At 64.5% G+C, this 24,860-nt stretch carries 22 protein-coding genes; 18 read left to right on the top strand and 4 right to left on the bottom strand.

Going from position 1 to position 24,860, the window contains the following annotated elements:
• Nucleotides 1–53 precede the first annotated feature (53 nt).
• On the top strand, nt 54–302 hold the full coding sequence (locus QRN51_RS10550; RefSeq protein ID WP_370872622.1) for a type II toxin-antitoxin system RelE family toxin: 249 nt from the start codon (nt 54–56) through the stop codon (nt 300–302).
• 100 nt (nt 303–402) lie between these two features.
• On the opposite strand, the gene QRN51_RS10555 is transcribed toward QRN51_RS10550, so the two are convergent.
• Nucleotides 403–1,818, bottom strand: a complete 1,416-nt coding sequence (locus tag QRN51_RS10555) for an NAD(P)H-quinone dehydrogenase (RefSeq protein WP_059387905.1) — start codon at nt 1,816–1,818, stop codon at nt 403–405.
• Nucleotides 1,819–1,963: 145 nt separating this feature from the next.
• On the opposite strand from QRN51_RS10555, the gene QRN51_RS10560 reads away from it, so the two are divergent.
• The 6 genes from QRN51_RS10560 to QRN51_RS10585 all read left to right on the top strand — a co-directional run bounded on the left by QRN51_RS10560 (nt 1,964) and on the right by QRN51_RS10585 (nt 10,096).
• Entirely contained in the window at nt 1,964–2,764 is an 801-nt protein-coding gene (locus QRN51_RS10560) for a purine-nucleoside phosphorylase (RefSeq protein ID WP_284989793.1), read from the top strand.
• A 105-nt stretch (nt 2,765–2,869) separates the two neighbouring features.
• Nucleotides 2,870–3,472 (top strand): hypothetical protein, encoded by a 603-nt coding sequence (locus QRN51_RS10565; protein WP_284989794.1) that lies wholly within the window; start codon nt 2,870–2,872, stop codon nt 3,470–3,472.
• A 117-nt stretch (nt 3,473–3,589) separates the two neighbouring features.
• Nucleotides 3,590–4,324, top strand: coding sequence for a YcnI family copper-binding membrane protein (locus QRN51_RS10570; protein ID WP_284989795.1), 735 nt, complete (start codon nt 3,590–3,592; stop codon nt 4,322–4,324).
• A gap of 505 nt (nt 4,325–4,829) precedes the next feature.
• The gene (locus QRN51_RS10575) at nt 4,830–6,434 is read left to right on the top strand and encodes a glycoside hydrolase family 68 protein (protein WP_059387908.1); all 1,605 of its coding nucleotides are present in this window, start codon (nt 4,830–4,832) and stop codon (nt 6,432–6,434) included.
• 105 nt (nt 6,435–6,539) lie between these two features.
• Nucleotides 6,540–8,195, top strand: coding sequence for a glycoside hydrolase family 32 protein (locus QRN51_RS10580; protein WP_284989796.1), 1,656 nt, complete (start codon nt 6,540–6,542; stop codon nt 8,193–8,195).
• A 152-nt stretch (nt 8,196–8,347) separates the two neighbouring features.
• Complete coding sequence (locus tag QRN51_RS10585) at nt 8,348–10,096, top strand: phospho-sugar mutase (RefSeq protein ID WP_284989797.1); 1,749 nt, start codon at nt 8,348–8,350, stop codon at nt 10,094–10,096.
• Between the two features lie 51 nt (nt 10,097–10,147).
• Here QRN51_RS10585 and nirD read toward each other — a convergent pair whose 3' ends face one another.
• Entirely contained in the window at nt 10,148–10,519 is a 372-nt protein-coding gene (nirD, locus tag QRN51_RS10590; RefSeq protein ID WP_284989798.1) for a nitrite reductase small subunit NirD, read from the bottom strand.
• A gap of 279 nt (nt 10,520–10,798) precedes the next feature.
• On the opposite strand from nirD, the gene nirB reads away from it, so the two are divergent.
• The 3 genes from nirB to QRN51_RS10605 are packed head-to-tail and all read left to right on the top strand — an operon-like array spanning nt 10,799 to nt 15,647.
• On the top strand, nt 10,799–13,429 hold the full coding sequence (nirB, locus tag QRN51_RS10595; protein ID WP_284989799.1) for a nitrite reductase large subunit NirB: 2,631 nt from the start codon (nt 10,799–10,801) through the stop codon (nt 13,427–13,429).
• Between the two features lie 12 nt (nt 13,430–13,441).
• Nucleotides 13,442–14,476, top strand: coding sequence for a uroporphyrinogen-III C-methyltransferase (gene cobA / locus QRN51_RS10600; RefSeq protein ID WP_284989800.1), 1,035 nt, complete (start codon nt 13,442–13,444; stop codon nt 14,474–14,476).
• 10 nt (nt 14,477–14,486) lie between these two features.
• The gene (locus QRN51_RS10605) at nt 14,487–15,647 is read left to right on the top strand and encodes a uroporphyrinogen-III synthase (RefSeq protein WP_284989801.1); all 1,161 of its coding nucleotides are present in this window, start codon (nt 14,487–14,489) and stop codon (nt 15,645–15,647) included.
• Here QRN51_RS10605 and QRN51_RS10610 read toward each other — a convergent pair.
• A complete protein-coding gene (locus QRN51_RS10610; RefSeq protein ID WP_284989802.1) occupies nt 15,644–17,101 on the bottom strand; it encodes a sugar porter family MFS transporter in 1,458 nt (485 codons plus the stop codon). The two genes, QRN51_RS10605 and QRN51_RS10610, sit on opposite strands and share 4 nt — an antisense overlap.
• A 134-nt stretch (nt 17,102–17,235) precedes the next feature.
• Between QRN51_RS10610 and QRN51_RS10615 the strand changes: the two genes are divergently transcribed.
• From QRN51_RS10615 to QRN51_RS10650, 8 genes are all read left to right on the top strand, one after another.
• Nucleotides 17,236–18,246 carry a LacI family DNA-binding transcriptional regulator gene (locus QRN51_RS10615; RefSeq protein WP_284989803.1) on the top strand — a complete coding sequence of 337 codons (1,011 nt, stop codon included), beginning with the start codon at nt 17,236–17,238 and terminating at the stop codon, nt 18,244–18,246.
• 140 nt (nt 18,247–18,386) lie between these two features.
• Nucleotides 18,387–19,292, top strand: a complete 906-nt coding sequence (locus tag QRN51_RS10620; RefSeq protein WP_284989804.1) for an FAD-dependent oxidoreductase — start codon at nt 18,387–18,389, stop codon at nt 19,290–19,292.
• Between the two features lie 94 nt (nt 19,293–19,386).
• Nucleotides 19,387–20,091, top strand: coding sequence for a deoxyribose-phosphate aldolase (deoC, locus tag QRN51_RS10625; RefSeq protein ID WP_284989805.1), 705 nt, complete (start codon nt 19,387–19,389; stop codon nt 20,089–20,091).
• Between the two features lie 53 nt (nt 20,092–20,144).
• Nucleotides 20,145–20,369 carry a hypothetical protein gene (locus QRN51_RS10630; protein ID WP_284989806.1) on the top strand — a complete coding sequence of 75 codons (225 nt, stop codon included), beginning with the start codon at nt 20,145–20,147 and terminating at the stop codon, nt 20,367–20,369.
• A 257-nt stretch (nt 20,370–20,626) separates the two neighbouring features.
• Nucleotides 20,627–21,082 carry a hypothetical protein gene (locus QRN51_RS10635; protein ID WP_284989807.1) on the top strand — a complete coding sequence of 152 codons (456 nt, stop codon included), beginning with the start codon at nt 20,627–20,629 and terminating at the stop codon, nt 21,080–21,082.
• A gap of 93 nt (nt 21,083–21,175) precedes the next feature.
• Nucleotides 21,176–22,021, top strand: a complete 846-nt coding sequence (locus tag QRN51_RS10640; RefSeq protein WP_284989808.1) for a COG1470 family protein — start codon at nt 21,176–21,178, stop codon at nt 22,019–22,021.
• 16 nt (nt 22,022–22,037) lie between these two features.
• Nucleotides 22,038–22,547 (top strand): hypothetical protein, encoded by a 510-nt coding sequence (locus QRN51_RS10645; RefSeq protein ID WP_284989809.1) that lies wholly within the window; start codon nt 22,038–22,040, stop codon nt 22,545–22,547.
• Nucleotides 22,544–24,046 (top strand): OmpL47-type beta-barrel domain-containing protein, encoded by a 1,503-nt coding sequence (locus QRN51_RS10650; RefSeq protein ID WP_284989810.1) that lies wholly within the window; start codon nt 22,544–22,546, stop codon nt 24,044–24,046. The genes QRN51_RS10645 and QRN51_RS10650 overlap by 4 nt, the downstream gene beginning before the upstream one ends.
• A gap of 9 nt (nt 24,047–24,055) precedes the next feature.
• On the opposite strand, the gene QRN51_RS10655 is transcribed toward QRN51_RS10650, so the two are convergent.
• Entirely contained in the window at nt 24,056–24,859 is an 804-nt protein-coding gene (locus QRN51_RS10655; RefSeq protein ID WP_284989811.1) for a metal-dependent hydrolase, read from the bottom strand.
• Nucleotide 24,860: the final 1 nt, after the last annotated feature.

Genomic DNA, 24,860 nt, shown 5'->3' on the forward strand with positions numbered 1-24,860 from the left:
AAGCATCTCAGGAGGCTCTGACAAAATAGCCGACCCACTGATCTGGAACGCACATGCGATCTGGGCCTGACGTGAGCTACAACATCACGGTCCTGCCAGCGGCCCTTCGGCAACTGCGCAAGCTCCCTCCCGAGGGCCGCCGCCGGGTCCAAGCAGCCATCGAGTTGCTGGCCGAGACTCCGCGCCCACCCGGCGCCAAGAAGCTGGCAGGGCGGGTCGAGTGGCGCGTCCGAACGGGAGATTATCGGGTGCTCTACCGGATCGACGACGGCCGACTCGTCATCGTCGTCCAAAGTGCTTGATCTGGTTTCACGCGACGGAAAATGCCCCACGACACGCGAATTCGCGCGTCGTGGGGCATTTTCTGTGTCGCAGGATCGAATGCGAGTCGAGAGCCAAGCCCTACATATGCACGTGCAGCCGCCGCGCCGCTTCCGAGATGGAACCGGTCAGCGATGGGTACACCGTGAAGGTGCTTGCGAGGTCGTCGACGTGCAGTTTCTGCTTCACGGCAACGGCGATCGGATAGATGAGCTCGGAGGCATTCGGACCGATGACGACGCCACCGATCACGGTGCCCGAGCCCTTGCGCGCAATGATCTTCACGAAGCCGTCCTTGGTGTTGCGCATCTTGGCGCGGGCATTGCTCAGCAGGGACAGCATGACCACATCACCCTGGTACTTGCCCGATTCGAGGTCGGCCTCGGAGACGCCCACAGAGGCGATTTCGGGTGAAGTGAAGATGTTGGAAGCCACTTGGTGGAGCTTGATCGGCATGACGGCGTCGCCCAGGAAGTGCGCAACAGCGATGCGGCCCTGCATGGCAGCGACCGAGGCGAGGGCCAGGATTCCGGTGCAGTCACCGGCGGCATAGATGTTCGGCGCGGTGGTGCGGGAGACGCCGTCGACCTTGATGTGGCCGGACTCAGTGACAGCCACGCCCGCCTCTTCGAGTCCGATTCCGGCCGTGTTAGGGATGGAGCCAACACAGACGAGGCAGTGGCTGCCCGAGACGGTGGTGCCGTCGCCAAGCGTCACCTTAACACCGCCGTCGGTCCTTTCAACGGCCTCCGCGCGTGAGCGGGACAAGACGCGTACGCCGCGGCGTTTGAAGACACCTTCAAGGACCTGGGCCGCGTCCGTGTCCGAGCCGGGCAGGACCTGGTCGCGGCTCGAAATCAGGGTGACGTTCGAGCCAAGGCCGTTGTAGGCCGAAGCGAATTCGGCGCCGGTGACGCCGGAACCGACGACGATCAGGTCTTCCGGAAGTTCCTCGAGGTTGTAGATCTGTGCCCAGTTCAGGATGCGCTCACCGTCGGGCTTTGCCGTGGGCAGTTCGCGGGGGTGGGCGCCGACGGCGAGAAGAATGGCATCGGCGGTAATTGTCTTGACACCCTCCGAGGTAATGACCTCGATGGTGTGGTTGTCCAGGAGTTTTCCGGAGCCCATCAGGATCTCCACGCCAAGGTGCTCAAGGCCCACCCGGATGTCGTCCGACTGCTCCCGCGCGAGGTGCAGGACACGGTCGTTGATGTGGCCCAGGTCCGCGCGCATGCCCGGCGCCACATCGCTGCCGTCGACGGCGAACTTGACTCCCAGCTCCCCCGCCTCGCCGACGCGGGTCATGAGATCCGCCGTCGCGATCAGGGTTTTGGAGGGTACGACGTCGGTGAGGACGGCTGAGCCGCCGAGTCCGGCGCGCTCGATGAGGGTTACCCTCGCTCCCAAGTGCGCCGCGACCATGGCCGCTTCATATCCGCCTGGACCTCCGCCCAGGATCGCGATTCGTGGTGAGCTGAAGTCAGGATGCATGGTCACAATGTTCCATTCTCACTTAATGCGGGCGGACCTGCCACTAAGCCCCACCTGAGAACGCCTGTAGAGGCCGCTTACCTGCCCAACTGCGCCCTGTTCAACAACGCGCGCAGCACTGTAGTTTGTACCAGTGAGTAACACAGAGCTGATGAATACAGACCCATTCGAGGCCGCCAAAGCTGCGGCCGACTACATCGCGGCCGAGACCGGCGTCGAAACCCACGACGTCGCACTCGTGCTCGGCTCAGGCTGGGGCGCCGCTGCGGATCTCATAGGCGAAACAACGGCGACCCTCACGGCGTCGGAAGTTCCCGGCTTCCACGCTCCTGCCGTTGAGGGGCATGTGGGCACCATCCGCTCGGTCCTGACCAAGGAAGGCAAGCGGGCCCTCGTTCTCGGCGCGCGTACCCACTACTACGAAGGCAAAGGCGTCCGCGCTGTAGTCCACGGCGTACGCACAGCCGCGGCAGCCGGATGCCAGACCCTGGTGGTGACCAACGGCTGCGGTGGCCTGAACGAAGCCTGGACCCCCGGCACACCCGTGCTGATCAGCGACCACATCAACCTGACGGCGGCTTCTCCCCTTGAAGGCGCCACGTTCGTGGACCTCACGGACCTGTACTCCTCGCGCATCCGCGGACTGGCCCGCGAAGTGGATCCGACGCTCGACGAAGGCGTCTACGCCCAGTTCACCGGCCCGCACTACGAAACTCCGGCCGAGGTCCAATACGCCAAGCGAATCGGCGCGGACTTGGTGGGCATGTCCACCGTTCTGGAAGCCATCGCCGCCCGGCACGCAGGCATGGAGGTCTTCGGCATCTCCCTCGTGACCAACCTGGCCGCCGGCATCAGCCCGGTACCGCTGAGCCACCAGGAAGTCATCGAGGCAGGACAGACGGCGGGCGCACGCATTTCGCGCCTCCTGGCGGACATCATCGCCAAGCTTTGATCGAATAGCCGGGAGCCCAGGCTCCCGGCTATTCCGGAGTTCGCAGCGCAGTAGAATTTGAGTGATTCTCCGCCCTAAGCGCTCGAACCGGAAGGACCGCCGATCATGACATCCGCGCCTTTCCGGTTCTTGCGGACCAGCCTGGTCGGCTCGATCATTCTTGGATTGGCCGCGGGTGGGCACCTTGCCGGCGGCGGAAACCTTCCGGCACCAGGCATTTTGACGGCGCTCTGTGCCCTGACAATCCTCCCTGTCGCCATCCTGACCCGCGCCCGGGTTTCGCTTCCCGTCGTCGCAGGGCTGCTGGGAGCCGGACAGCTCTGCCTTCACTGGGCATTCTGCGCCCTGTCCGGAACGCCCACCGCGGCATCGTTGCAGTCCGGGCATGCAGGACATGTTCCCTTGGCGTCAACCCCGGAAACCGTAAGCGCCATCGCCTCAGCCCACGCTGCCGCCAGCGACTGGCACATGCTCGGGGCGCACTCAGTCGCAACCCTGGGCACGGCCCTGGTCCTCGCGCGCGGCGAACAAGCACTGTGGGCACTGGCAGCGTGGCTGCGGCCGCTGGTCCAACTGCCTGCTCCAACAGCGATTCAGCCACTCCGAACCTCTGCTCCGTGCCCGACCCCGGTTGTGCATCCACGCAGCCTTCCCGGCCTTCGGCTTCCTTCCCTGCGCGGCCCGCCAGCCCCGGTGCCCGCCGCCTGAGACTCTCCCTTTCACATATGGCCAGGGACAGGCGGCACCTCGCTGCCTTCACCGGTCCGGACCTCCGTCCGCCCCGGTCCCCAAACCGCTTTTCTTTTGTGAAAGGGCATCATTGCCATGAAGACCTCCTCCCGCCGTACCCTCAAAACCGCCTGCGCCGCGACGATGGCCGCCGGGCTGCTCGCCTTCGGCGTCTCCGCAGCGTCCGCACACGTCAACGTCAATCCCGACGACCCCGCAGCAGGCGGCTACACCCACCTGACCTTCAACGTTCCCAACGAGTCCCCGACGGCCAAGACCAACAAGCTCGAAGTATCACTCCCCACAGATACGCCCTTCAACTCTGTGTCCGTGAAGCCGGTCGAGGGCTGGACGGCCGAGCTCGTCACCACCACCCTGCCAAAACCCGTCACGGTTGGGGGGGCAACGGTGACCAAGGCGGTCAGTTCGGTCGTCTGGACCGCGGACGCCGCACACCAGATCGGGCAGAACGAATACCAGGCGTTCTCGATCTCGGTGGGTGTACTCCCCGACGCCGGCACCACCGTGACGCTGCCAGCCACACAGAGCTACACCGACGGCACGGTGGTGAAGTGGGACGAGAAGACCGTTGGGGGGCAGCCTGAACCGGAGCACCCGGCTCCCTCGTTCGTCACCACCGCGAGCGACGCAGCCGCATCGGCGGCTCCCACGTCCTCCCCGTCCGTGACCCCGGCGCCGTCGGCCGCGGCATCGACGACATCCAGCGACGCAGGATCCACGGCTGGCTGGTTCGGACTCGCGGCCGGCCTCATCGGCCTGGCCGCGGGCGTCACCGCCTTGGTGCGAACCCGCTCCACGAAGGCCAAATAGCCCCACCTCGAACGAGCGAACTGCCCGCGCCGGACCCCGGCGCGGGCAGTTTTGTATCCCGCTCCGGCCGACCACGAATCCCACCAACGACAGCCGTCCCCACGGCAATTTTCCGACTCCTGTCAAGTCAATTCGCCCCCGCGTTAATGGCATGTGAACTTTTCAAATAAATCAGATTTATTCAGAAACATTTGACCCCCGCGCTTTCCATGGCACGCGCGCGGTGTAAAAATGTAAACGCTTGCGCACACATGTCTGACATGTGCTCCAGAGCCCCGAACGGCACTCGAAACACGGCTTGCAACCCCATCATCCGCACGTCAAGCTTTGAACGGTCCCGGCAAGTCGACGTGCCGGACCGAAGGATGGGGGGCTTCCTAAGAATCCCCCGTCCACCCGACACGATGGCGTTCCCGACGACGCCATTGGTGTTACGGGAACGCCGGAGTGCGGACCAGGCCTTGCGCCAATTCCACGTAGTCCAACCTCCGCGAGAAGAGCAAGCATGAAATCTCACTCAACCCCCAACAGGCCACGCCGACGCCTGCGGTCTGTAGCCGCTTTTGCGGCCGCTGCCAGTGTGGCCGCGACGGTGCTCATGGCATCCCCGGCAGCCCAGGCAAACCTGCCTGCCGACAAGCCGGCCACCACAATGCCGGCTCCCACGCCGGGATTCCCGCTTCCGACGGTCCACACGCAACAAGCCTTTGACCCCGCCGCAAACTTCACGTCCAAGTGGACGCGGGCGGATGCCAAGCAGATCATGGCCCAGAGCAACCCGAACGTGACCGCCGGCCAGAACTCCATGAGCCCCAACGTCACCATGCCGGAGATCCCGAAGGACTTCCCGGCCATGAACGACGACGTGTGGGTCTGGGACACGTGGTCCCTGACCGACCAGAACGCCAACCAGATCAGCTACAAGGGCTGGGATGTCATCTTCTCCCTCGTCGCCGATCGCCACGCGGGTTACGGCTTCGACCAGCGCCACTGGAACGCCCGCATCGGCTACTTCTTCCGCAAGACCAACGCAGACCCCGCGAAGGACAAGTGGAACTACGGCGGACACCTGTTCCTGGACAACACCTCCATCGGCAACACCGAATGGTCCGGTTCCACGCGCCTCATGCAGGGTGACCACGTCAACGTGTTCTACACGGCCACCACGTTCTACGACCGTGCAGAGCGCAACGCGGGCGGAGGCGGGATCGCTCCGGACGCAGTCATTGCCAAGGCCCTCGGCAACATCCACGCCGACCAGAACGGCGTGACCTTCGACGGCTTCCAGCACACCAAGCTGCTCGAACCGGACGGAAAGCTATACCAGACCAAGGCCCAGAACGCCGGCTTCGCCTTCCGTGACCCGTACACGTTCGAAGACCCTGCCCACCCAGGCCAGACCTTCATGGTCTTTGAGGGCAACACCGCCGGAAACCGCGGCTCCTACAAGTGCACCGATGCTGATCTCGGTTACCAGGCAGGCGATCCCCACGCCGAAAACACCAACACGGTCAACACCACCACCGGTTCCTGGTTCCAGACCGCGAGCGTGGGCCTGGCCGTCGCAGACAACAAGGACCTGACCCAGTGGCACTTCCTGCCGCCGATCCTGTCCGCCAACTGCGTCAACGACCAGACCGAGCGCCCTCAGATCTTCATCCAGAATGAAAACGGCAAGAATAAGTACTACCTGTTCACGATCAGCCACCAGTTCACCTACGCCGATGGCATGCGTGGTCCCGACGGCGTCTACGGCTTTGTTGGCAACGGTGTCCGTTCGGACTTCCAACCGGTGAACAACTCGGGCCTCGCGCTCGGCTCGCCGACCGACTTGAACCTGCCGGCGAACAACCCGAGCGGCACCCAGTCTGCACAGCAGAACGGCCGTCAGTTCCAGGCCTACTCGCACTATGTGCAGCCGGGCGGGCTGGTGCAGTCCTTCATCGACAACGTTGACGGAGTCCGTGGAGGGTCCCTCTCCCCTACGGTAAAGATCAACTTCGCCGGTGGCGTCACGCAGGTTGACCGCAGCTTCGGCAAGAACGGCCTCGGCCCGTTCGGCTACCTCCCCACCAACGTCCGCGTCGGCGGGGAAGGCCTCTACAAGTAGGCCACAGTCAAAACCAGCCGGGCAGGCAGGGGATTCGCTGCCTGCCCGGCAACATGGGGCGCCCGGTTCACCCCGGGCGCCCTGCTCCACAACCCAGGAAGTCCCATGCTCCACTCTCCCCAACGCCCGTTCCGGCCCGCTCGCAAGGCGGCACTCGCCGTCGTCGCCGCCGTCATCGCAATGTTCGCGAGTTCCTGCACCCCGACGCCGGACGCGTCGCCGTCCACCGGCGGCACCGCCGTCGGGATGGCTTCCCCCGCACCATCCGAATCGGACCCTTGGCGGCCCGCCGCTCACCTCACGGCGTCGCAAAACTGGATCAACGATCCCAACGGGCTTGTTTACGAAAACGGCACCTATCACGCGTTCTACCAGCACAATCCGCACGGCAACTTCTGGGGAGACATGTCGTGGGGCCATTCCACCAGCACGGATCTGGTGCACTGGACCCAGAAACCGGTAGCCATGGAAGGCTCCGCCAGTGAGGAAATCTTTTCCGGCGCCATCGTTCCGGACAGCAAGAACGCCTCCGGCCTGGGCAGCGCTGAAAACCCGCCGTTGGTAGCCCTCTACACCAGCTCGTACGGCGACGGCGGGGCGCTGCCCAAGGGCAGCCAGGCCCAGTCCGTGGCCTACAGCCTGGACCATGGAACGTCCTGGACCAAGTACAAGGGCAATCCGGTGCTCAGCCTGAATCCGGCGTCGAACAACTTCCGGGATCCGAAGATCACCTGGTACGAGCCCGGCAAATACTGGGTCATGACCACTGTGGTTGCTGACGCCCAGGTGGTGAAACTCTTCAAATCCACCGACCTGCTGCACTGGACCTTCCTCAGCGACTTCTCGGGAGTGGGCGCCCAGGGCGGGCTCTGGGAAGTTCCCGAGCTGCTCCAGATGGACGTCGACGGCGGCAACGGCCTGAAGAAGTGGGTCATGATCCTGAGCATCAACCCGGGAGGCATCGCAGGAGGCTCCGGCATGCAGTACTTCGTGGGCAATTTCGACGGCACACGGTTCACGGCGGAAAACGCGGCAAAGCCGGGCGACCCGCTGACGGAATCGCAATGGCTTGACCATGGCGCGGACTTCTATGCGGCCAACACCATCACCGGGGCTCCTGGAGGAAAGCCGGTGCTTCTCGGCTGGATGGGGAACTGGGACTATGCGCAATCCGTCCCGAGCACGCCATGGCGCGGGTCAATGGCCATCCCCCGCCAGCTCACCCTCGCAGCCACAGGAAGCCGTTTCGAGCTCCATTCGAGCATCGCCCAGGCTGCCGCGGATGCGCTCACGGACACCAAGACCAGTGAAGTACATGGCAAAAACCTCACCGTCACCGATTCAACGGAACCCCTCGGCGGCGATTTCGGAACCCGAACCCAGCTGATCGACGCCGAAATGGACGTTGCGGGCGCCTCCGAGGCCGGATTGGTACTGCGGGCTTCGGCGGACGGGAAGGCAGGCCTCCGGATCTCGTACAACCGCGCAAGCCAGACCCTCAAAGTGGACCGCTCTGCAGCCGGGACCTCCAACTTCTCGCCGAAATTCAGCCCCTACCACCAAGCCTCCGTGCCCCTGAAGGACGGCAAGGTCCGTCTCCGCATCCTCTTGGATTCCTCGTCGGTGGAGGTCTTCACCCAAGACGGCTCGGTAGTCATTTCGGACATCTTCTTCCCGCAATGGGGGAACACGGGTGCGGCAGCGTTCAGTGCAGGCGGCCCGGCGAGCTTCGTCCTCACCACCACGCGGCAGCGACCCTGACGCCAGGGGCCCACCTGACTCGCATTAGTTGTCGTTTAGACGCCTCATAACGACAACTAATGCGAGTCAGTTGGGTGGCGTGGGCCGGACTGTGACGGCTGACATAGCCGGTGACCTCGGCATTCATTCCCTTTGACGATAGCTTTATCCCTATGACATCGAGCGATGCCGAATTTGAAAAGCTGATATCCGACGCCGGCGAGTGGGCTGCCCAGGACCCGGACCCGGTCACTGCGGCAGCGCTGTCCGAGCTGGCCGGACTCGCCTCCAATGGCGTCGCCGCGGCCCGTCAACAGCTTGAAGACAGCTTCAGCGGAACGCTGCAGTTCGGTACCGCTGGGCTCCGTGCCGCCCTCGGTCCTGGTCCCAACAGGATGAACCGCGTAGTGGTGCGCCGGGCAGCGGCAGGTTTGGCGGCCTTCCTCAAGGACGCCGTTGAGGCTGCTGCCCCCGGAACGCGGCCGCGCGCCGTCGTCGGCTATGACGCTAGGCACAACTCGGACGTCTTCGCACGGGAGTCCGCAGCCATCTTCACGGCCGCGGGAATCGAGACCTTCCTGATGCCCTCGGCGCTTCCCACCCCGTTGCTGGCTTACGCGGTCCGTTCGCTTGATTGCGACGGCGGTGTCATGGTCACAGCGAGCCATAACCCGCCGCAGGACAACGGTTACAAGGTGTACTTGGGTGGCCGGGCCGTGGAGGAAAGCGGCCGGGGTTCCCAGATCGTGGCACCCTACGATTCGCAGATCGCGGCAAGCATCGAAGCCGTGGGCCCTTTGGATTCCATCCAACTGGCCGAGTCCGGCTGGACTGAACTGCCCGCTTCCATCACCGGGGAGTATGAGGCCGCGATGGCCGGCCTCGCCGACGTCGAGAATTTCCCGGCCCGTGGACTGAAGATCGTTTTGACCCCCATGCATGGCGTGGGTGGTGAGACTGCGGTGTCTGTGCTGAATGCGGCAGGCTTCACCGACGTCTCACTCGTGGAAGAGCAAGCAGAACCGGATCCGGACTTCCCCACCGTCAGTTTTCCGAACCCGGAAGAGCCCGGCGCACTGGACCTGGCTTTGGCGGCAGCGGCGCGTTTGGGTGCCGATATCGTGCTGGCCAACGACCCCGACGCCGACCGCGCGGCCGTAGCGGCACAGGACCCGGATACGGGTGCTTGGCGGATGTTGCGGGGCGACGAAGTGGGCGCCTTACTTGGGGCACATGTGGTGGCCCGGCACGCCGCGGATGTGCGGCAAGGCGATTCAACACGGGGCGTTTTCGCCAACTCAATCGTCTCGTCCCGGCTGCTTTCCCGCATCGCGGCGGCGGCCGGCTTCGCCCACGAGGAAACGCTCACGGGATTCAAGTGGATCTCCCGGGTGCCGGGACTTGTGTACGGCTACGAGGAAGCCCTGGGCTACTGCGTTGCACCCGAACTCGTCAGGGACAAGGACGGCATTTCCGCCTCCTTGCTCATCGCCGAACTGGCGGCGGCGGCCAAGGCCGAAGGAAAGACGATCTTCGACACCCTGGACGAAATCTACCTGGTGCATGGATTGCATGCGAGCGACCAGCTCAGCATCCGGGTGGCGGACCTTGGTTTGCTGGACGCCATGATGAACCGGCTCCGGGCCGATCCGCCGGAGTCCTTTGGCGGTTCCGCCATCGAGACCTTTGTGGATTTGGCCCAGGGAAGCGAGCAACTGCCGCCGACGGACGGCCTCCTCTACCTGACCAAGGACCTAAGCCGCGTCATCATCCGGCCCAGTGGCACCGAGCCAAAGCTCAAGTGCTACCTGGAGGTCATCAAGTCGGTCGGTTCGGCGGCGGAACTCGCCGAAACCCGGCACGCCGCGCGGACCACTTTGGACCACATTCTTGCCGATGTCCGCGAGGCGCTCGGGCTCTGAGCGCTTCGGCTCCACGACGGACGACGGCGGTGCGCGGCTGGGGGCTCCGGGCTACAGTTCGACTTCGATGAAGCCGTCAACCATGCGGGTCTTGAATGCCGGAAGCCGGAGCCCGGGGTTGGAATAGCACTCACCGGTCTGCAGGTCGTAGACCTCCTTGTGCAACGGCGAGGCGATAGTGGGGCGTGATCCCCGGGAGCCGGTGATCCCCCGGGCCATGACATTGGCCAGGGTTGCAGGGTCCTGCTGGGCGACTGCGTAGACATTGTCGGCATCGAGGCGGAAGAGCGCCACCTGCACGCCGTCGATCAACGCCGCCTCGCCCCAAGCGGGTTCCAGCTCGTCCAACGGGCATACACGATGCCAGCCGGACTCGGTCGGCGCGCTCGTCAGTTGTTCTTCCCGTTCCAGAATGACGGTCATGCCAACCCCTCTCGCTATGCCTGCAGCCGGACGAATGCTGTCCATTCCTTCAGGCGGTGGCCGCCGAGCGGCCATGTCTTCAAGGTAGGCGGGGAGTGTTTCACTCGAATGCAGTCAATGTGTCGGGTGCGTAAAAGAGACCTCACGGGTCCCGACATCCAATCGTGACCCAGAAGTTAAGATCACGAAACAAAAGGGAAACTGAGGAGAAACTGCCCGTCCGTAGTCTGAAGTGACAAGTTGCGGAGCACGTTCTGCGGCGTATGCGAAAGGCCACCAGTGACCGGACACACTTCCACCCCAGAAAACCAGCGCCGTATCGTTGTCGCCGGCGGAGGCCCTGCGGCCCACCGTTTTGCCGATGCCATGCATACCCGCGGTCTTGAGGGCTGGCACGTCACGGTCCTGACCGAGGAAGCCCACGTTCCGTATGACCGGGTCACCCTGAGCAAGGCGCTGACCGATGTGGACTATGACCTCACCCTCGGGCATGCATCGATGTGGGACCACGAAGCCCTGGACCTGCGCACTAGCGAGCGGGTGGTCAAGATCAACCCCCAAGCCAAATCCGTGGAAACCGCGGCCGGCAACACTTACGACTACGACCACCTGGTGGTGGCCACCGGCTCGGACGCGGCACAGCTCCCCTTCCCCGGCGGCGAGCTCGCCCATGTCTACCGCACCCTCGACGACGTCTGGGCCATCAACAAGGCCATCGCCGAACTCACGGAGAAGCTTGGCCGGACCGTCAGGACCGTGACCATCGGCGGCGGCCTCCTCGGCTTGGAAGCAGCGGCGGGCACCATGGAGTTGGGCGCGCAGGCCACCGTCATCAACGGTTCACGCTGGCTCATGAACGCCCAGCTGGACGAGGGAGCCGGCCAGGCACTGGGCCGGCTGGTCACCGCCAAGGGACTCGAAGTCCTGACGGGAACCTACCCCGCCGAAGTATTGTCCGACGACGGCCAGATCACCGGCGTCCTCATGAAGGACGGCCGCGTCATCCCCGCCGACATGGTTATCGCGTCCATCGGCATCCGCCCCCGCGATGAACTGTTCCGCGGAACGGAAGGCGCCGCGGACGGCCCCACCGTTGAACGGCTGTTCGAACTCGGCAAGAAGGGCGGCGTGGTCATCAACGACCATTGCGCCACCCCGGTCCCCGGCATTTGGGCCATCGGCGAAGTCGCGAACTTCGATGGCATGTGCCTGGGGCTCGTGGCTCCGGCGAACACCATGGCTGAGATCGTGGCCGACCGGCTGCACGGCGGCCAAGCGACGTTCCCGGGTTTCGACACCGCGACCAAGCTCAAGCTCTCCGGTGTGGACGTGGCCAGCTTCGGCGACGCGTTCGCCACAACCGAGCACTCCCTGGAGATCGTGTACGCCGACCCCGCCCGCGGCGTCTACCAGAAGATCGTCACCACCGACGATGCCAAGACCCTGCTCGGCGGGATCTTCGTTGGCGACGCCACCCCCTACATGAGCCTGCGCCCCCTGCTCGGCCGCGAACTCCCCGCCGAACCAGGCGCTTACCTCACCGCTGCGGGCGGCGGGGACGCCCCCGAGACCGAACTGCCGGACGACGCGATCCTCTGCTCCTGCAACAACGTCGCCGCAGGCAGCGTCCGCGATGCCATCAACGGCTGCGGTTCCTGCGAGGGCAACGCCCCCGTCCAGGAACTCGGCGAACTAAAGACATGTTCGCGGGCCGGCACCCAGTGCGGCTCCTGCGTCCCGATGCTCAAGAAACTCCTCGAAGGGGAACTGAAGAAGTCCGGCATCGAAGTCTCCAAGGCCCTGTGCGAGCACTTCAGCCTCTCCCGCCAGGAACTCTTCGACGCCATCCGCGTGCTGGAGCTGACCTCCTTCGAGGACATCCTTGCCAAATACGGCACCGGCGCAGGCTGCGATATCTGCAAGCCGACGATCGCCTCCATCCTCGCCTCCCAGAACAGTGAATACGTGCTCGGTGCCGGGCGCGGTACCCTGCAGGACACCAACGACCGCGCCTTGGCAAACATGCAAAAGGACGGCACCTACTCGGTGGTCCCCCGCATCGCCGGCGGCGAAATCACGCCGAAGGGCCTGGGTGTCATTGCCCGCGTTGCCGAGAAGTACGGCCTCTACACGAAGATCACCGGCGGGCAACGGATCGACATGTTCGGCGCCCGCCTCGAACAACTCCCGGAGATCTGGAAGGAACTCGTCGACGCCGGCTTCGAGTCCGGCCAGGCGTACGGCAAGAGCCTGCGCACCGTGAAATCCTGCGTCGGCTCCACCTGGTGCCGCTTCGGCGTCCAGGACTCCGTCGCCATGGCCATCAACCTGGAACTGCGCTACCGCGGCCTGCGCAGCCCGCACAAACTCAAAATGGGCGTTTCCGGCTGCGCCCGCGAATGCGCCGAAGCCCGCGGCAAGGACGTCGGCGTCATCGCCACCGACAAGGGCTGGAACCTTTACGTCGGCGGCAACGGCGGCTTCCTGCCCGCCCACGCCCAGCTCCTCGCCCAGGACCTGGACGACGACACCCTGATCAAATACATCGACCGCTACCTCATGTACTACATCCGCACCGCCGACCGCCTCCAGCGCACCGCCCGCTGGCAGGAAGAACTCGACGGCGGCCTCAAACACATCGAAGACGTCATCATCCACGACTCCCTTGGCATCGCGGACGACCTCGAAGCCGCCATGGCCCGGCACATCGACACCTACCAGGACGAATGGGCAGAGACCCTCAAGGACCCCGAACGCCTGCGCCGCTTCCGTTCCTTCGTGAACGCACCCGATCAGAAAGACGAGGCCATCGCCTTCGTCCCTGAACGCGGCCAAATCCGCCCCGCCACCAACGAGGAAAAGGGCGGCGTCCTCATCGCCAGCACGATCCCCGTTCGCGGCCAGGACTAAGGAGCACAAACCATGCAGCTCACCATCGACCTCACAGGCCGCGACGTTCTGGTCACAGGCTCTACCCACGCCGCGCGGCAAGCCGTACGGCGCTTCGAAGCCGCGGGCGCCGTCGTCCATCGGCTCAGCACCCCCGACGGCGCCGACTCTGACGGCCCGCTGCCTGAACGCCCCTTCCTGGTCGCGGCCGTCGACGACGGCCAGCCCGGCTGGGAGCCCTTGCTCGCACGCTGCCGGGAAGCGGGGATCCCCGTCGCCAGCGAACCGGCTGCCGGCGAGGCCGGCCACGTTACCCTGGTCGGCGGCGGTCCCGGCACCCTCGAGTTGCTGACCATAGGCGCGGTCAACGCGCTGCGTGACGCCGACGTCGTCTTCTACGACCGGCTTGCCCCCTACGCGGAACTGGCGCGACTGACGTCCGCGGAACTGGTGGACGTCGGCAAACGCCCCGGGCACCACAAGGTCGCCCAATGCGACATCGAAACGCTCATGGTGGACGCCGCGTTGACCGGCAAGAACGTAGTCCGGCTCAAAGGCGGCGACCCTTATGTGTTCGGCCGTGGCGGCGAAGAAGTCAGCGCCTGCGTGCAGGCTGGGGTCCCGGTCCGCGTCATCTCGGGCGTCACGAGCGCCATCTCGGTCCCGGCGGCCGCGGGCATTCCCGTCACTCACCGCGAGGTCAGCCACATGTTCACCGTGGTTTCCGGCCATGCACCGCTGACCGAGAAGGAACACACGCACCTGGCCGGACTCGGCGGGACCATCGTGGTCCTCATGGGCATCGGCACCCTCCCCCAGCTCGCTGCCGGGCTCCGGCGGGCCGGGATGGATCCAGCGATGCCCATGGCCGTCGTCGAACGCGGCTACCGCCCCGGGCAGCGCACCACCATCGCCGAACTCGGCACCATCGAAACCGCGGCCGCAGGCTGCACCAACCCGGCCGTCCTGGTCATCGGCGAGGTGGTCCGCGTGGCCGAAGCCAACCGCGATCACACCGAAGCCACCGCAGACCTTGACCTCCTCGCGGCTTCCCTCCTTGAAGCCTGAAAGAACACACATGACTACGCTGAATGCCCTTGATTCCATCGATGCAGGCTCGCCGCTGGCCACCCTTGGACCAAACGACGATGCGCCGCTGGACGGTTTCCGGATCGGAGTGACTTCACACCGGCGTTCACGTGACCTGATCGAGGCGCTCGAGCGGCGCGGCGCTTCCGTGCTGCACGCTCCGGCTTTGAAGATCGCGCCGGTCCAGGAAGACATCACCCTCATCGAGGACACGAAAACGATCATCGCGGCCAAGCCCGATATCTGCATCGCCACCACCGCCTACGGCATGCGGCGCTGGTGCGAAGCCGCGGACTCCTTCGGCATCGGCGAGCAACTTCTCGATGTGCTGGGGGCCTGCCGCATGTTCGTGCGCGGGCCAAAAGCCCGGGGCGCGGTCCGCGCGGCAGGCCTTGCCGACGTCGGGATCAGCAGTGACGAAACCACCTCCACACTGGTGGACATGCTCCTTCAGGAAGGAGTCCGCGGGAAGACCGTCGCCGTGCAATTGCACGGCTACACCGACGTCCGCCAGTTGGAGCGCCTCCGCATGTCCGGCGCGACGGTCCTCACTGTCACCCCGTACCGCTGGGTAAAGCCCGACGGCGAAGACAAGCTGCCGCGCCTCATCGAAGCCGCCTGCTCCGGGGACTTGGATGTGCTCACCTTTACGAGCGCGCCCGCGGTAGACGCCATGTGGAGCACGGCCCACGAGATGGGCCTGTACCGCCAGCTGATCGAGGCCCTCAAGACCCAGGTGACAGTCGCCGCCGTCGGGCCTGTCACCGCACAGCCGTTGATCGACGCCGGACTCAGCCCCCTCATCCCGGACCGCTACCGCATGGGTGCGCTCATCCGCCTCGTCACCGAACATCTGGCCCTGAACCATGTCCGCCGGCTCGACACTCCCGCAGGGCACATCGAGCTGCGCGGCCGCTGTTTGAGGATCGATGGTTCCGCGGTGGAACTGGCCCCGGCTCCGCTGCTCCTGCTGCGCGCGCTTTTGGGAGCCGGGGGCGCGGTGCTGTCCCGAGAGGCCCTTTCCGACCTTCTGGAATTGCGTGGCTCGGTCCACGCCCTGGACATGACGGTGAGCCGCTTGCGGTCCTCGCTGCCGGACGGAAAGCTCGTGGAAACCGTCGTCAAGCGGGGTTACCGGTTGCGCGTCTAGCCCTGGTTCTTGTGGACGAGGTAGATGGCGCCGGTGGTGACGTCTTCCTCCAGCGCTTCCAAGGTCCGGCCACGGGTTTCCGGAACTTGCTTGACGACGAAGACAAGGGCAAGCGCCCCGACGACGGCGAAAAGGAAGAAAGTGCCCGTGATCCCGAGCCCCGCGACCAGCGACGGGAAGAACAGCGAAAGGAATCCGTTGACGACCCAGAGGAAGAAGATCGAGACGCCGGTGCCGAAGCCGCGCATGTGCAGCGGGAAGACCTCCGACAGGTAGACCCACACCGCGACGTTCAGGAATGTCTGCATGGACCCCACGAAGGCAACCACCAGGAAGAGGATCACGTACGGGCGGATCGGGTTGCCGACGGGCAACATCATGGATGCGAACCCGATGAGCAGGTGGCAGCTGGTGGTCAGCGCGAGGCCCAGAATGAAGGTCTTGCGACGGTCGATCCGGTCCATCAGGGTCAAGGCGATGACGCCGCCGATCACGGCGATCACTCCGGGCGCGATGTTCGCGATGAGCGCGCCGCTCTCGTTGAAGCCCGACTCGACGAGCACCGTCTGGCCGTAGTACATGATCGAGTTGATGCCGGTCAGCTGTTGGGCGACGCCCAAGCCGATTCCCACAAGCAGGATGCGGAACAGGTTCTTGTTGCTGAAGACCGCACGCCAGCCGATCTGCTGGCTCTCCCGCTCCTCCTTGGCGACGTTCTCCACCTCGCCGAGCTCCGCGAGCGCACGGTCCTCGGAACGGACGGACCGAAGCACGGCGAGGGCCTCATCGTGCCGGCCCTTCTCCACCAGCCAGCGCGGCGACTCGGGCACGCGGAGCATGCCGAAGAACAGCGCGATCGCCGGCAACGCGCAGACCGCGAGCATGATGCGCCAGACGCCGGGAACGTCACCCCACACGATGCCGATGATGGCGTTGACGACGAAAGCCGCCAGCTGACCGACGACGATCATGAGCTCGTTGCGGCCCGCCAGGGAACCACGGATCTCGAACGGGGCCATCTCCGCCAGGAACACGGGGACCACCGCCGAGGCGCCGCCCACGGCGAGACCGAGCAGGACGCGGCCGACGACGAGCACGCCGACACTCGGGGTGAACACGCACACCAAGGTGCCGGCGAAGAACAGTACCGCGAGCAGAATGATCGTCTTGCGGCGCCCCCACCCGTCGGAGATGCGCCCGCCCGAGAGCGCGCCGATCGCCGCGGCGAAGACGAGCGAGCTGGCGACGATGCCCTCGGTGAACGGGGTGAGGCCGAGTTCGGCCGTCATTGGCCTCAGGGCGCCGTTGATGACACCCGTGTCATAACCGAACAGCAGTCCACCGAAGGTGGCAATCAGGGCGACCAGGCCAAGGCGCTTACGATGCGGGCCGTTGCTCAGGGGAGGAAGCGCGACCGCGCTGCCGACTCCCCTGTGGCTTTGCGTAGCAGACATCAGGACTCCTTTGTCTTGTGATGCGGGTCATACACCCGCTCTGAATAACAGACTAACGCGCGAAAGACTTAAATGTAAGGTCAATCTAACAAATGACTTAATTGAGACTTTCTCCGCCGTGGGAAGATGAGGGCATGGGTCTTGACCGGCAGCTCCGTCCCGCAACACAGAGCGATGTTGCTCGTGAAGTCGGCGTCTCCCGCACGCTCGTGTCTTTCGCCTTCCGTGGTGCTCCAGGCGTCAGCGACGAGACGAAGCAGGCCATCTTCGAGGCGGCAAAACGTCTCGGTTACCGGCCCAACGCAGCCGCTGCAGACCTGGCACGCAAGCATCGCTCCGCCGTCGGGCTCTATTTGATGGACATCCACAACGAGGTCTATGCCGACATCCTCAGCGGCGTGAGGATGTCGCTCCCCCAGGCCCACAACCGACTCATCCTAAGCGTCTCCCAGTCTATTGACGGCGTAGACGCGGGAGCCGTGGACTCGCTGATCGAGGCACGGGTGGGGATCATCATCGCCGCAACGCTGCTGGAGCCGGACGAACGGGTGCGGGAACTGGCCCGGATAGTCCCGATCGTCAGCGTCGCGCGGCCAGTACCCGGCGTCGACAGCGTGTATTCCGACGACGACGCCGGCGCCCGCGCCGCCACCGAACACCTCCTCAGCCTTGGACACACCCGGATCGCCCATCTGGCCGGACCCGATTATGACGGCCATACGGTCCGCCGGAGAAGCTATGAGAAGGCAATGCGCGGCGCCGGCCTGGCTCCCCGGACCGTACCGGCCCATGACTTCACGCAAGATGGCGGAATGCGTGCCGCAAGTGAAATCCTTGACTCAGCGGACCGCCCGACCGCCATCTTCGCCCACAACGACCAGTTCGCGCTGGCGGCACGCGAAGCCGCCTACGCCAGGGGCCTGGCCATTCCCGGGGACCTGTCGCTGGTCGGCTATGACAATTCACGGACCGGCCGGCTCCACGGCATCGAGCTGACGTCCGTCGACCTCCACGCGATGGAACTGGGAAGTGTCGCCGGAGCCGTGGCCATGGACCGGCTCAATCATGCTCAGGCTCCCATCGCGGACGAGCGCCTCATTCCCGAGTTGGTGGTCCGCAACTCAACGGCGCCCGCTTCCATGTGACCCAGCTCATTACCGGCGGGTAACCATCAGGGAACGAGCCACCGCCAAATGGCAACAACAGGGAAACACCACCGAAAAACCCCCCGCCTACGCTGGGCATAGGCACATCAACCACAGCTCAGTTCAGCGAAGGGACCATCATGTCCATCACACCGTCCGCAGGCTCCGTCCACCTCGTCATCGCCGGAGCCGGGCCCGCAGCCCAGGCCCTGGTCCGTCGGCTGACAGGCAACAGCACTACTTCGCGACAGCCGGGAACCACCGTGTTCCCCGGCAACATCACCGTGCTGAGCAACCGCGACGAGTGCCCCGATGCGCTCCTGGAGCTGGCCGCCCTCCCCCAGGTATCCGTGCGTTTCGGCCAGGCCGCGAGCTTCATCGATGTCCTGGCCCGTACGGTGACCACCACCGAAGGCCTCGAGTTCACCTACGATCAGCTTGTCATTGCCACCGGTTCCGCCCCCATGTACCCGCCGGTGCAGGGCGCAGCACGCAGCCTCAACTACTCCACCATCGACGACGCCGAACCGATCGGCACCGCGGTCAAGGACATCACCAGGGTCCTGGGACGTCGTCCTTTGGGGATTCTGGTTGGTACCGGTCCGGCGGCCGGCCAGGCCGAAGCGGTGCTGCGTGCCCGCGGAGTCCGACCCATCCGTACCACCTTGCGTCCAGCTGCGGTCATGCCTTCCGTCGCCGGTTCGGTCCTGCCGGCTACCGGAATCGTTTTCGAGGACGGTAGCAGCATGAACGGCGACCTTGTGGTGCTCGCCGAGGAACGGCTCCCCCGCAACGGCCTCGCTGAAAGTGCCGGCCTCCAAACAGCTCCCGACGGCGGCATCAAGGTGGGGCGCGACTTCGCCACTTCGGTGCCGGGTATCTGGGCGATCGGGGACGCCGCCTCCCGGGACGGCATGCGCCTTGGGCTTGTTTTGTCCTCGAATGCCGCAGCGGCTCACTGCGCCGCCCGGCTTGAGGAAGACGCCAGGCTCCGCACTTCCAGTGCCACCCAGTCCCCGAGTTCCGCGCGCTCCGCAGCCGCCTAAGGGAGCCTCCACGGCAGCCGGGCAGTGTGGCAAGATGGTCATTTGATGAGCCGCGACCCTTGCGGCACACCGGGCCCGCCACGGAAGGACCTCCATGAGCAACGAAGCCTCGAGCGTACTGGACAACAGTGCAAGCATCGCTTCATACATCGACCACACTCTTCTCAAGCCAGAGGCCAGCGAGGCCGAGGTGCGCCAAGTCTGTGCCGAGGCGGCTGAGTACAAGTTCAAGTCGGTGTGCGTCAACCCGATTTGGGTCAAGACCGTCACGAAGGCGCTCAAGGGTTCCGGAGTCCTCACCTGCTCGGTTGTCGGCTTTCCGCTGGGCGCCACCCCCAGCGACGTCAAGGCTTTCGAAGCACGCGGTGCCGTATTGGATGGCGCCGATGAAATCGACATGGTGATCAACATCGCCGCGGCCCGCGCTGGGGACAAAGGCGCATTGGTGGATGACATCACGACAGTGGCGGAGGCGGTCCACGCGGGTGGAGCCATCCTCAAGGTCATCATCGAGACCGCCCTGCTGACTGATGAGCAAAAGGTCCTGGCTTGCGAGGCGTCGGTGGAGGCCGGGGCGGACTTCGTGAAGACCTCGACCGGTTTCAACGGTGGCGGCGCCACGGTGGAAGATGTAGCGCTCATGCGCAAGACGGTAGGCCCGGATCTCGGCGTCAAGGCCTCGGGTGGAGTACGTTCCCTCGCCGATGCACAGGCTATGATTGCTGCTGGTGCAACACGTATCGGTGCGAGCTCCGGAATTGCCATCGTCAAAGGTGAACAAGGTTCATCCGCGTACTGAGTTTCCCGGCAGCCGCCATAGTTTTTGAGCCCCTCGGGGCCGAGGAGGAAAGCATGTCCCAGAACGCCAGCCAGCCCATCGAAAAAGAGAACCCCATGGGCCAGAGCATTCTGCTCTTTGTATTCAGCATGGTCCTGTTCCTGGGCGCCATCTACTCCTTGACTTTCCTGACCCTGGAGAACACCTGGCCGATGGCCGTCTGCCTGGTCCTCTTTGGCCTCGCCTTCTGGATCCCGCAGACCATTCTCGGCCGCTCCAACTCGGCGGGCGAAAGCTAAGACCTAACCGCAAAACTGTGGCCCCGGACATTTAGTCCGGGGCCACAGTTGTTTAAGTGCGACTCCTTCGAAACCAAGTAGTACCACTCGCATTGGACAGAAAAAACGGGTAACACCACTCGTTGTTTGTTAAAGACCGCCCATGCCAGCATGTGGTCATCGATTGAATGGGCAATCGAAGCAAGGGTTGGAAATTTCGAATTCATTGCCGCTGTCGCCTGTTCTGGGGAATACCAATTCACAAAGGAGTCTCACTCATGCGCAAATTCAGCAAAAAGGGAAAAGTCTACGCGGCAGCAGCAACAATCGCCCTCGTGGCAGCGAGCGGCGGAGCGGCTTATGCCTACTGGAGCACCACCGGTAGCGGATCTGGCGGAGCGGCCAACTCGGCCGGCGGCGGAACGGTGACGCTGCACGCAAACTTCGCCCCGGGACTTGCCCCCGGTAACTCGACGTCTGTCGCCTACACGGCCGACAATGCGAGCAACACTGACACTGTGGTGGGAGCCCTCACAGCAACGGTATCCACCAGCGACCCCACGCATTGCCTCGCTACCTGGTTCACGGTCACGGCGGTGACCTCGACTTCGCCCGTGGCACACAACTCAACCGGCACGTCCGTCGGCAGCGGAACACTGACCTTCCTCAACGACGCCGCGAGCCAAGACTCCTGCAAAAGCGCCACGGTTACCGTCACGGTCGGAAGTCTCTAGTAATTCAACTGGTGGGTCCATCACGGGCCCACCAGTTGTCGCTGTGCGTTCGCTTGAGAAAAACCCACGAAAACAGATCTAGAGGAGGCCCAGGTGCCGAGCATTCCGGAGTTATTCCACTCGCCGCTTCGCATCGTGCGGGCGGGAGCCAAAGTGCTTCTGGCAGGCCTCCTTTTGGTGACCCTCACGTCGGGCGTCGTGCTCGCCGCCAGTAGTAATGGCAACGGCAACCAGAACACGCCAAAAGCCATCACCCTGCAGCTTGCCCCAAGCAGCAGATCCGTCACCCAGGGGACAACGGCGAGCTACAACGTCGTGGTCCAGCCCTCAGGCGGGTTCGTCGGCAACGTCGCACTGACAAACTCGGGGTTGCCGGCAGGAGCCACAGCATCGTTTTCGCCTGCGGTTGTCGCCGTCGGGCCGGGATCCGCGACGGCAAACCTCGACGTTTCCACGACTTCAGCAACACCTCTTGGAACCTACTCCCTGAGCCTCAAGGGCACCAGCGGGACGCTACAGTCCGCCGTCGTCGTCGTTTCCTTGACGGTGACCGCCGGCCAGCACCAGCCGTTCACCATCTCAGGCGACCCCACCGGCCTGCTGGCACCGGGCAACTCGGTGCCGATTAATCTTCAATTGACGAACCCGGGCAATTCCAGCCTCAATGTCACGGGCCTTACCGTTTCCGTGACAGGAGTCACCCGGAATGCCCAGGCCGTGGCGAACAACCGGCCGTGCAATCCTTCGGACTATTCAGTAACCCAATTCAGCGGCAACTATCCGATCGCCGCCCCGCCAGGGAATTCCTCGCTCTCGTCGAGCGGTATTCCGGCGTCTCGGTGGCCACAGATAACAATGCTGGACACTTCGCTCAACCAGGACGGTTGCAAAGGCGCAACACTCCAGATTTCCTACTCCGGGACGGGACAGGGCAATTGAAATGCGGGCAACTGACATGAAAGCGAACAAGTGGATGAAGGCCGGCTCCTTGGCTGCAGCCAAAACAGCCGCAACGGCCGCCGTGCTCAGCCTGGTACTGGGTGTCGGATCGGCCTACGCCTATTGGTCCACCGTCGGGATCGGCAGCGGCTCGGCAGCCAGCGCCACCATGCAGACAGTGACCGTGGACGCCTTCGTTGCCGGTGACAGTCCCGCTACCACCCTCATCCCGGGAGGTACCGCGGACGCCATCGTGCGGGCAAGCAATCCGAATGCCTTCGCGGTGCAAGTGTACGGTTTCACCGCGAACGGAACAGCCACCGCGGATGCATCCCACCCGCTGTGCACCACTACGGGCGTGACGTTCAATGCTCCCGGCGCTCCTTTGACGCCAACGGTTTCCATACCGGCGAATTCCTCCATTCTGATCACCCTGCCGGCAGCCGCGTCGATGTCGACGGCTTCACAATCAAGCTGCCAAGGCGCTGTATTCCACCTTCCAGTGACGATGGCGGTCCGCAAATGAACAAGTCCAAGCACTCTGCAGGCCGCGGAAACAGGCACGCACTCCGCCGCCGCGCGACCTGGACGCTCTTGGCGGTGCTGTTCATCTCCTGGGGCGGCCCGGCGGCCAACGCCTTTTGGCAGTCGCTGAGCAGCAGCAACTTCGGAGCGGCACAAGCCGACAGCATGCCGCAAGGCGGCACTCCCTCTGCGTCCCTGAACGGCACGAGTGTCACGGTCAGCTGGGCGGCTGTTTCCACACCGGCCGGACATGCAGTGACGGGTTACACCGTCGCCCGCTACACCTCTGCGAGCGGTGGTACCGCGGTGGCCGCAGGAGGCGGATGCGCGGGCACGGTGACCACCCTTAGTTGCATTGAACAAGGCGTGCCAGGCGGCTCCTGGTACTACACAGTCACGCCTGTCATCTCCTTGTGGGCCGGCGCTGAAAGCGCACGCAGTTCTGCAGTCAATACTGATTCGACGCCCCCCTCTATTAGCGTGACCTCGGTTTCCCCGACGCCGAACACGGCAGGCTTCAACCGCACGGGCACGGTCACGGTCAACCTCGCCGCCGTGGACAATACCGGCGGTTCGGGCGTTGCGAACATCAAGTACGCGGTCGACGGCGGCAGCACAGTGACGGTCAACGCCGCCACGGCGGCCGTAAGCGTCAGCGGCGACGGCAACCACACGGTGTCCTACTTCGCCACTGACCTCGCCGGGAACGCCAGCACCCTGCAGACCCAAACGGTCAAGATCGATACCACTGCCCCGGTGGTGGGAGTTGCCTCAATCTCGCCGACGCCAAACTCCTTGGGCTACAACAGGACCAGCACGGTGACGGTTAACCTCAGCGCGACAGACGCCGGCGGTTCGGGCGTCGCGTCGATTACCTACCATGTGGACGCCCTTCCCCCGGTCACCGTCAACGCGGCCACAGCCGCGGTGAGTGTCAGCGGCGGTGACGGCACTCATACGGTGTTCTACTCCGCCACTGATATCGCAGGGAACACCAGCAATTCCCAAACTCAAACGGTCAAGATCGACACTACGGCCCCGGCTGTCAGCTCGGTCACCATGGCCAACGGTGGGACAGGAAAGACAGCCGATTTAGGAGATACGCTCACCATCGTCTTCTCGACCGACATGGACGCACACACCCTGTGCAGTGGTTGGGATTCGACGTCCGCCGCCCTGACTGCCACCGGCACCGCCAGTATCAGCGCAGGCAACGTATTGACGTTCGTTGGCTCCACCTGCCCGGCGCCAGCATTTGGCAGCGTCTCCCTTGGTGCCGCCTACAACACAGGCACCTCGGCTCGAACCTTCTCGGCAACCATGGCCTGGACCCAGTCCTCCGGAACCCTCGTCATCACCTTCACCTCCAACGGCTCGGGTGGCACCGCGGGAACTGGCCTCTCACCGGCTACTCCGGTCTACTCTCCGGCAACGGGCGCTACTGACAAGGCTGGCAACCCTGTTGGAACTGTGACCGCCGGCGGCCAATCGAAGTTCTGAGATCCACCGTCAACCACCCAGCCCCACCATGAGTGCCAGGAGGGCAGGCCACTGGTTCCGGAGCAATGCCCACGCCGCCAGGCCAAGCCCGACCATGGCGTAGCCGCTCACGGGAATCAGGACCAGCCATTCCCGCCGTGAGCCGGCCTTGCCAAGCAACGGGATGGAGAACGCGCCGTTGGCCCGCCAAATCCCGCTGACAAGGGGCAGCTTGCGCCAGAACTTGGGCGGTTTGATGACGATGGGCCACAACAGCGGCACTCCCCCGGTGGTGATCATGTCGCCCGCAATGTGGACCACGACGCCGGTGAGCATGGCCAAGGGCAGCCAGCTCCACTGATGCGGAGCGAACCACGTGACCAGCCCGGCCATGGCGAGCGCGAAGATCCAATGGGAGATCCACCCCGAGTTCGGGAACAGCTTCAGTGCTTTTGCGGCCAGGTTGATCATGAACATGCACAACAGTCCGGCACCCACGGACAAACGGCCTACGGGAGTGTCCAGCTGGAACTGGGCGGCCATGGCGGCGAGCACCACGAAAGCCGAAGCGCCCAGCAGCGAATGGGTTCCCTGCCGGTGCCCTCCGCTGGCCTTCTCGATCCCGACGGCGATCACGTTGGACAGCGGCGGCAGCGAGTGGGCGATGGTGCTTGAGCGGTGGTCCCAATCGCACACCAAGGCAGTTCCCGCCGTCGTCATCGCTCCGATGAGGATTCCGGTGGCGTCCAGCGGGTACCAGCCCAAGGCGTACGGGCCGGTTGAAGCGATAGCTATCCACGCCGCGGCCCCGGACGCGGCGTGGTGTCCTCCCATC

Origin of the sequence: Arthrobacter sp. efr-133-TYG-120 (genome assembly GCF_030209785.1) — a bacterium.
GTDB lineage: Bacteria > Actinomycetota > Actinomycetes > Actinomycetales > Micrococcaceae > Arthrobacter.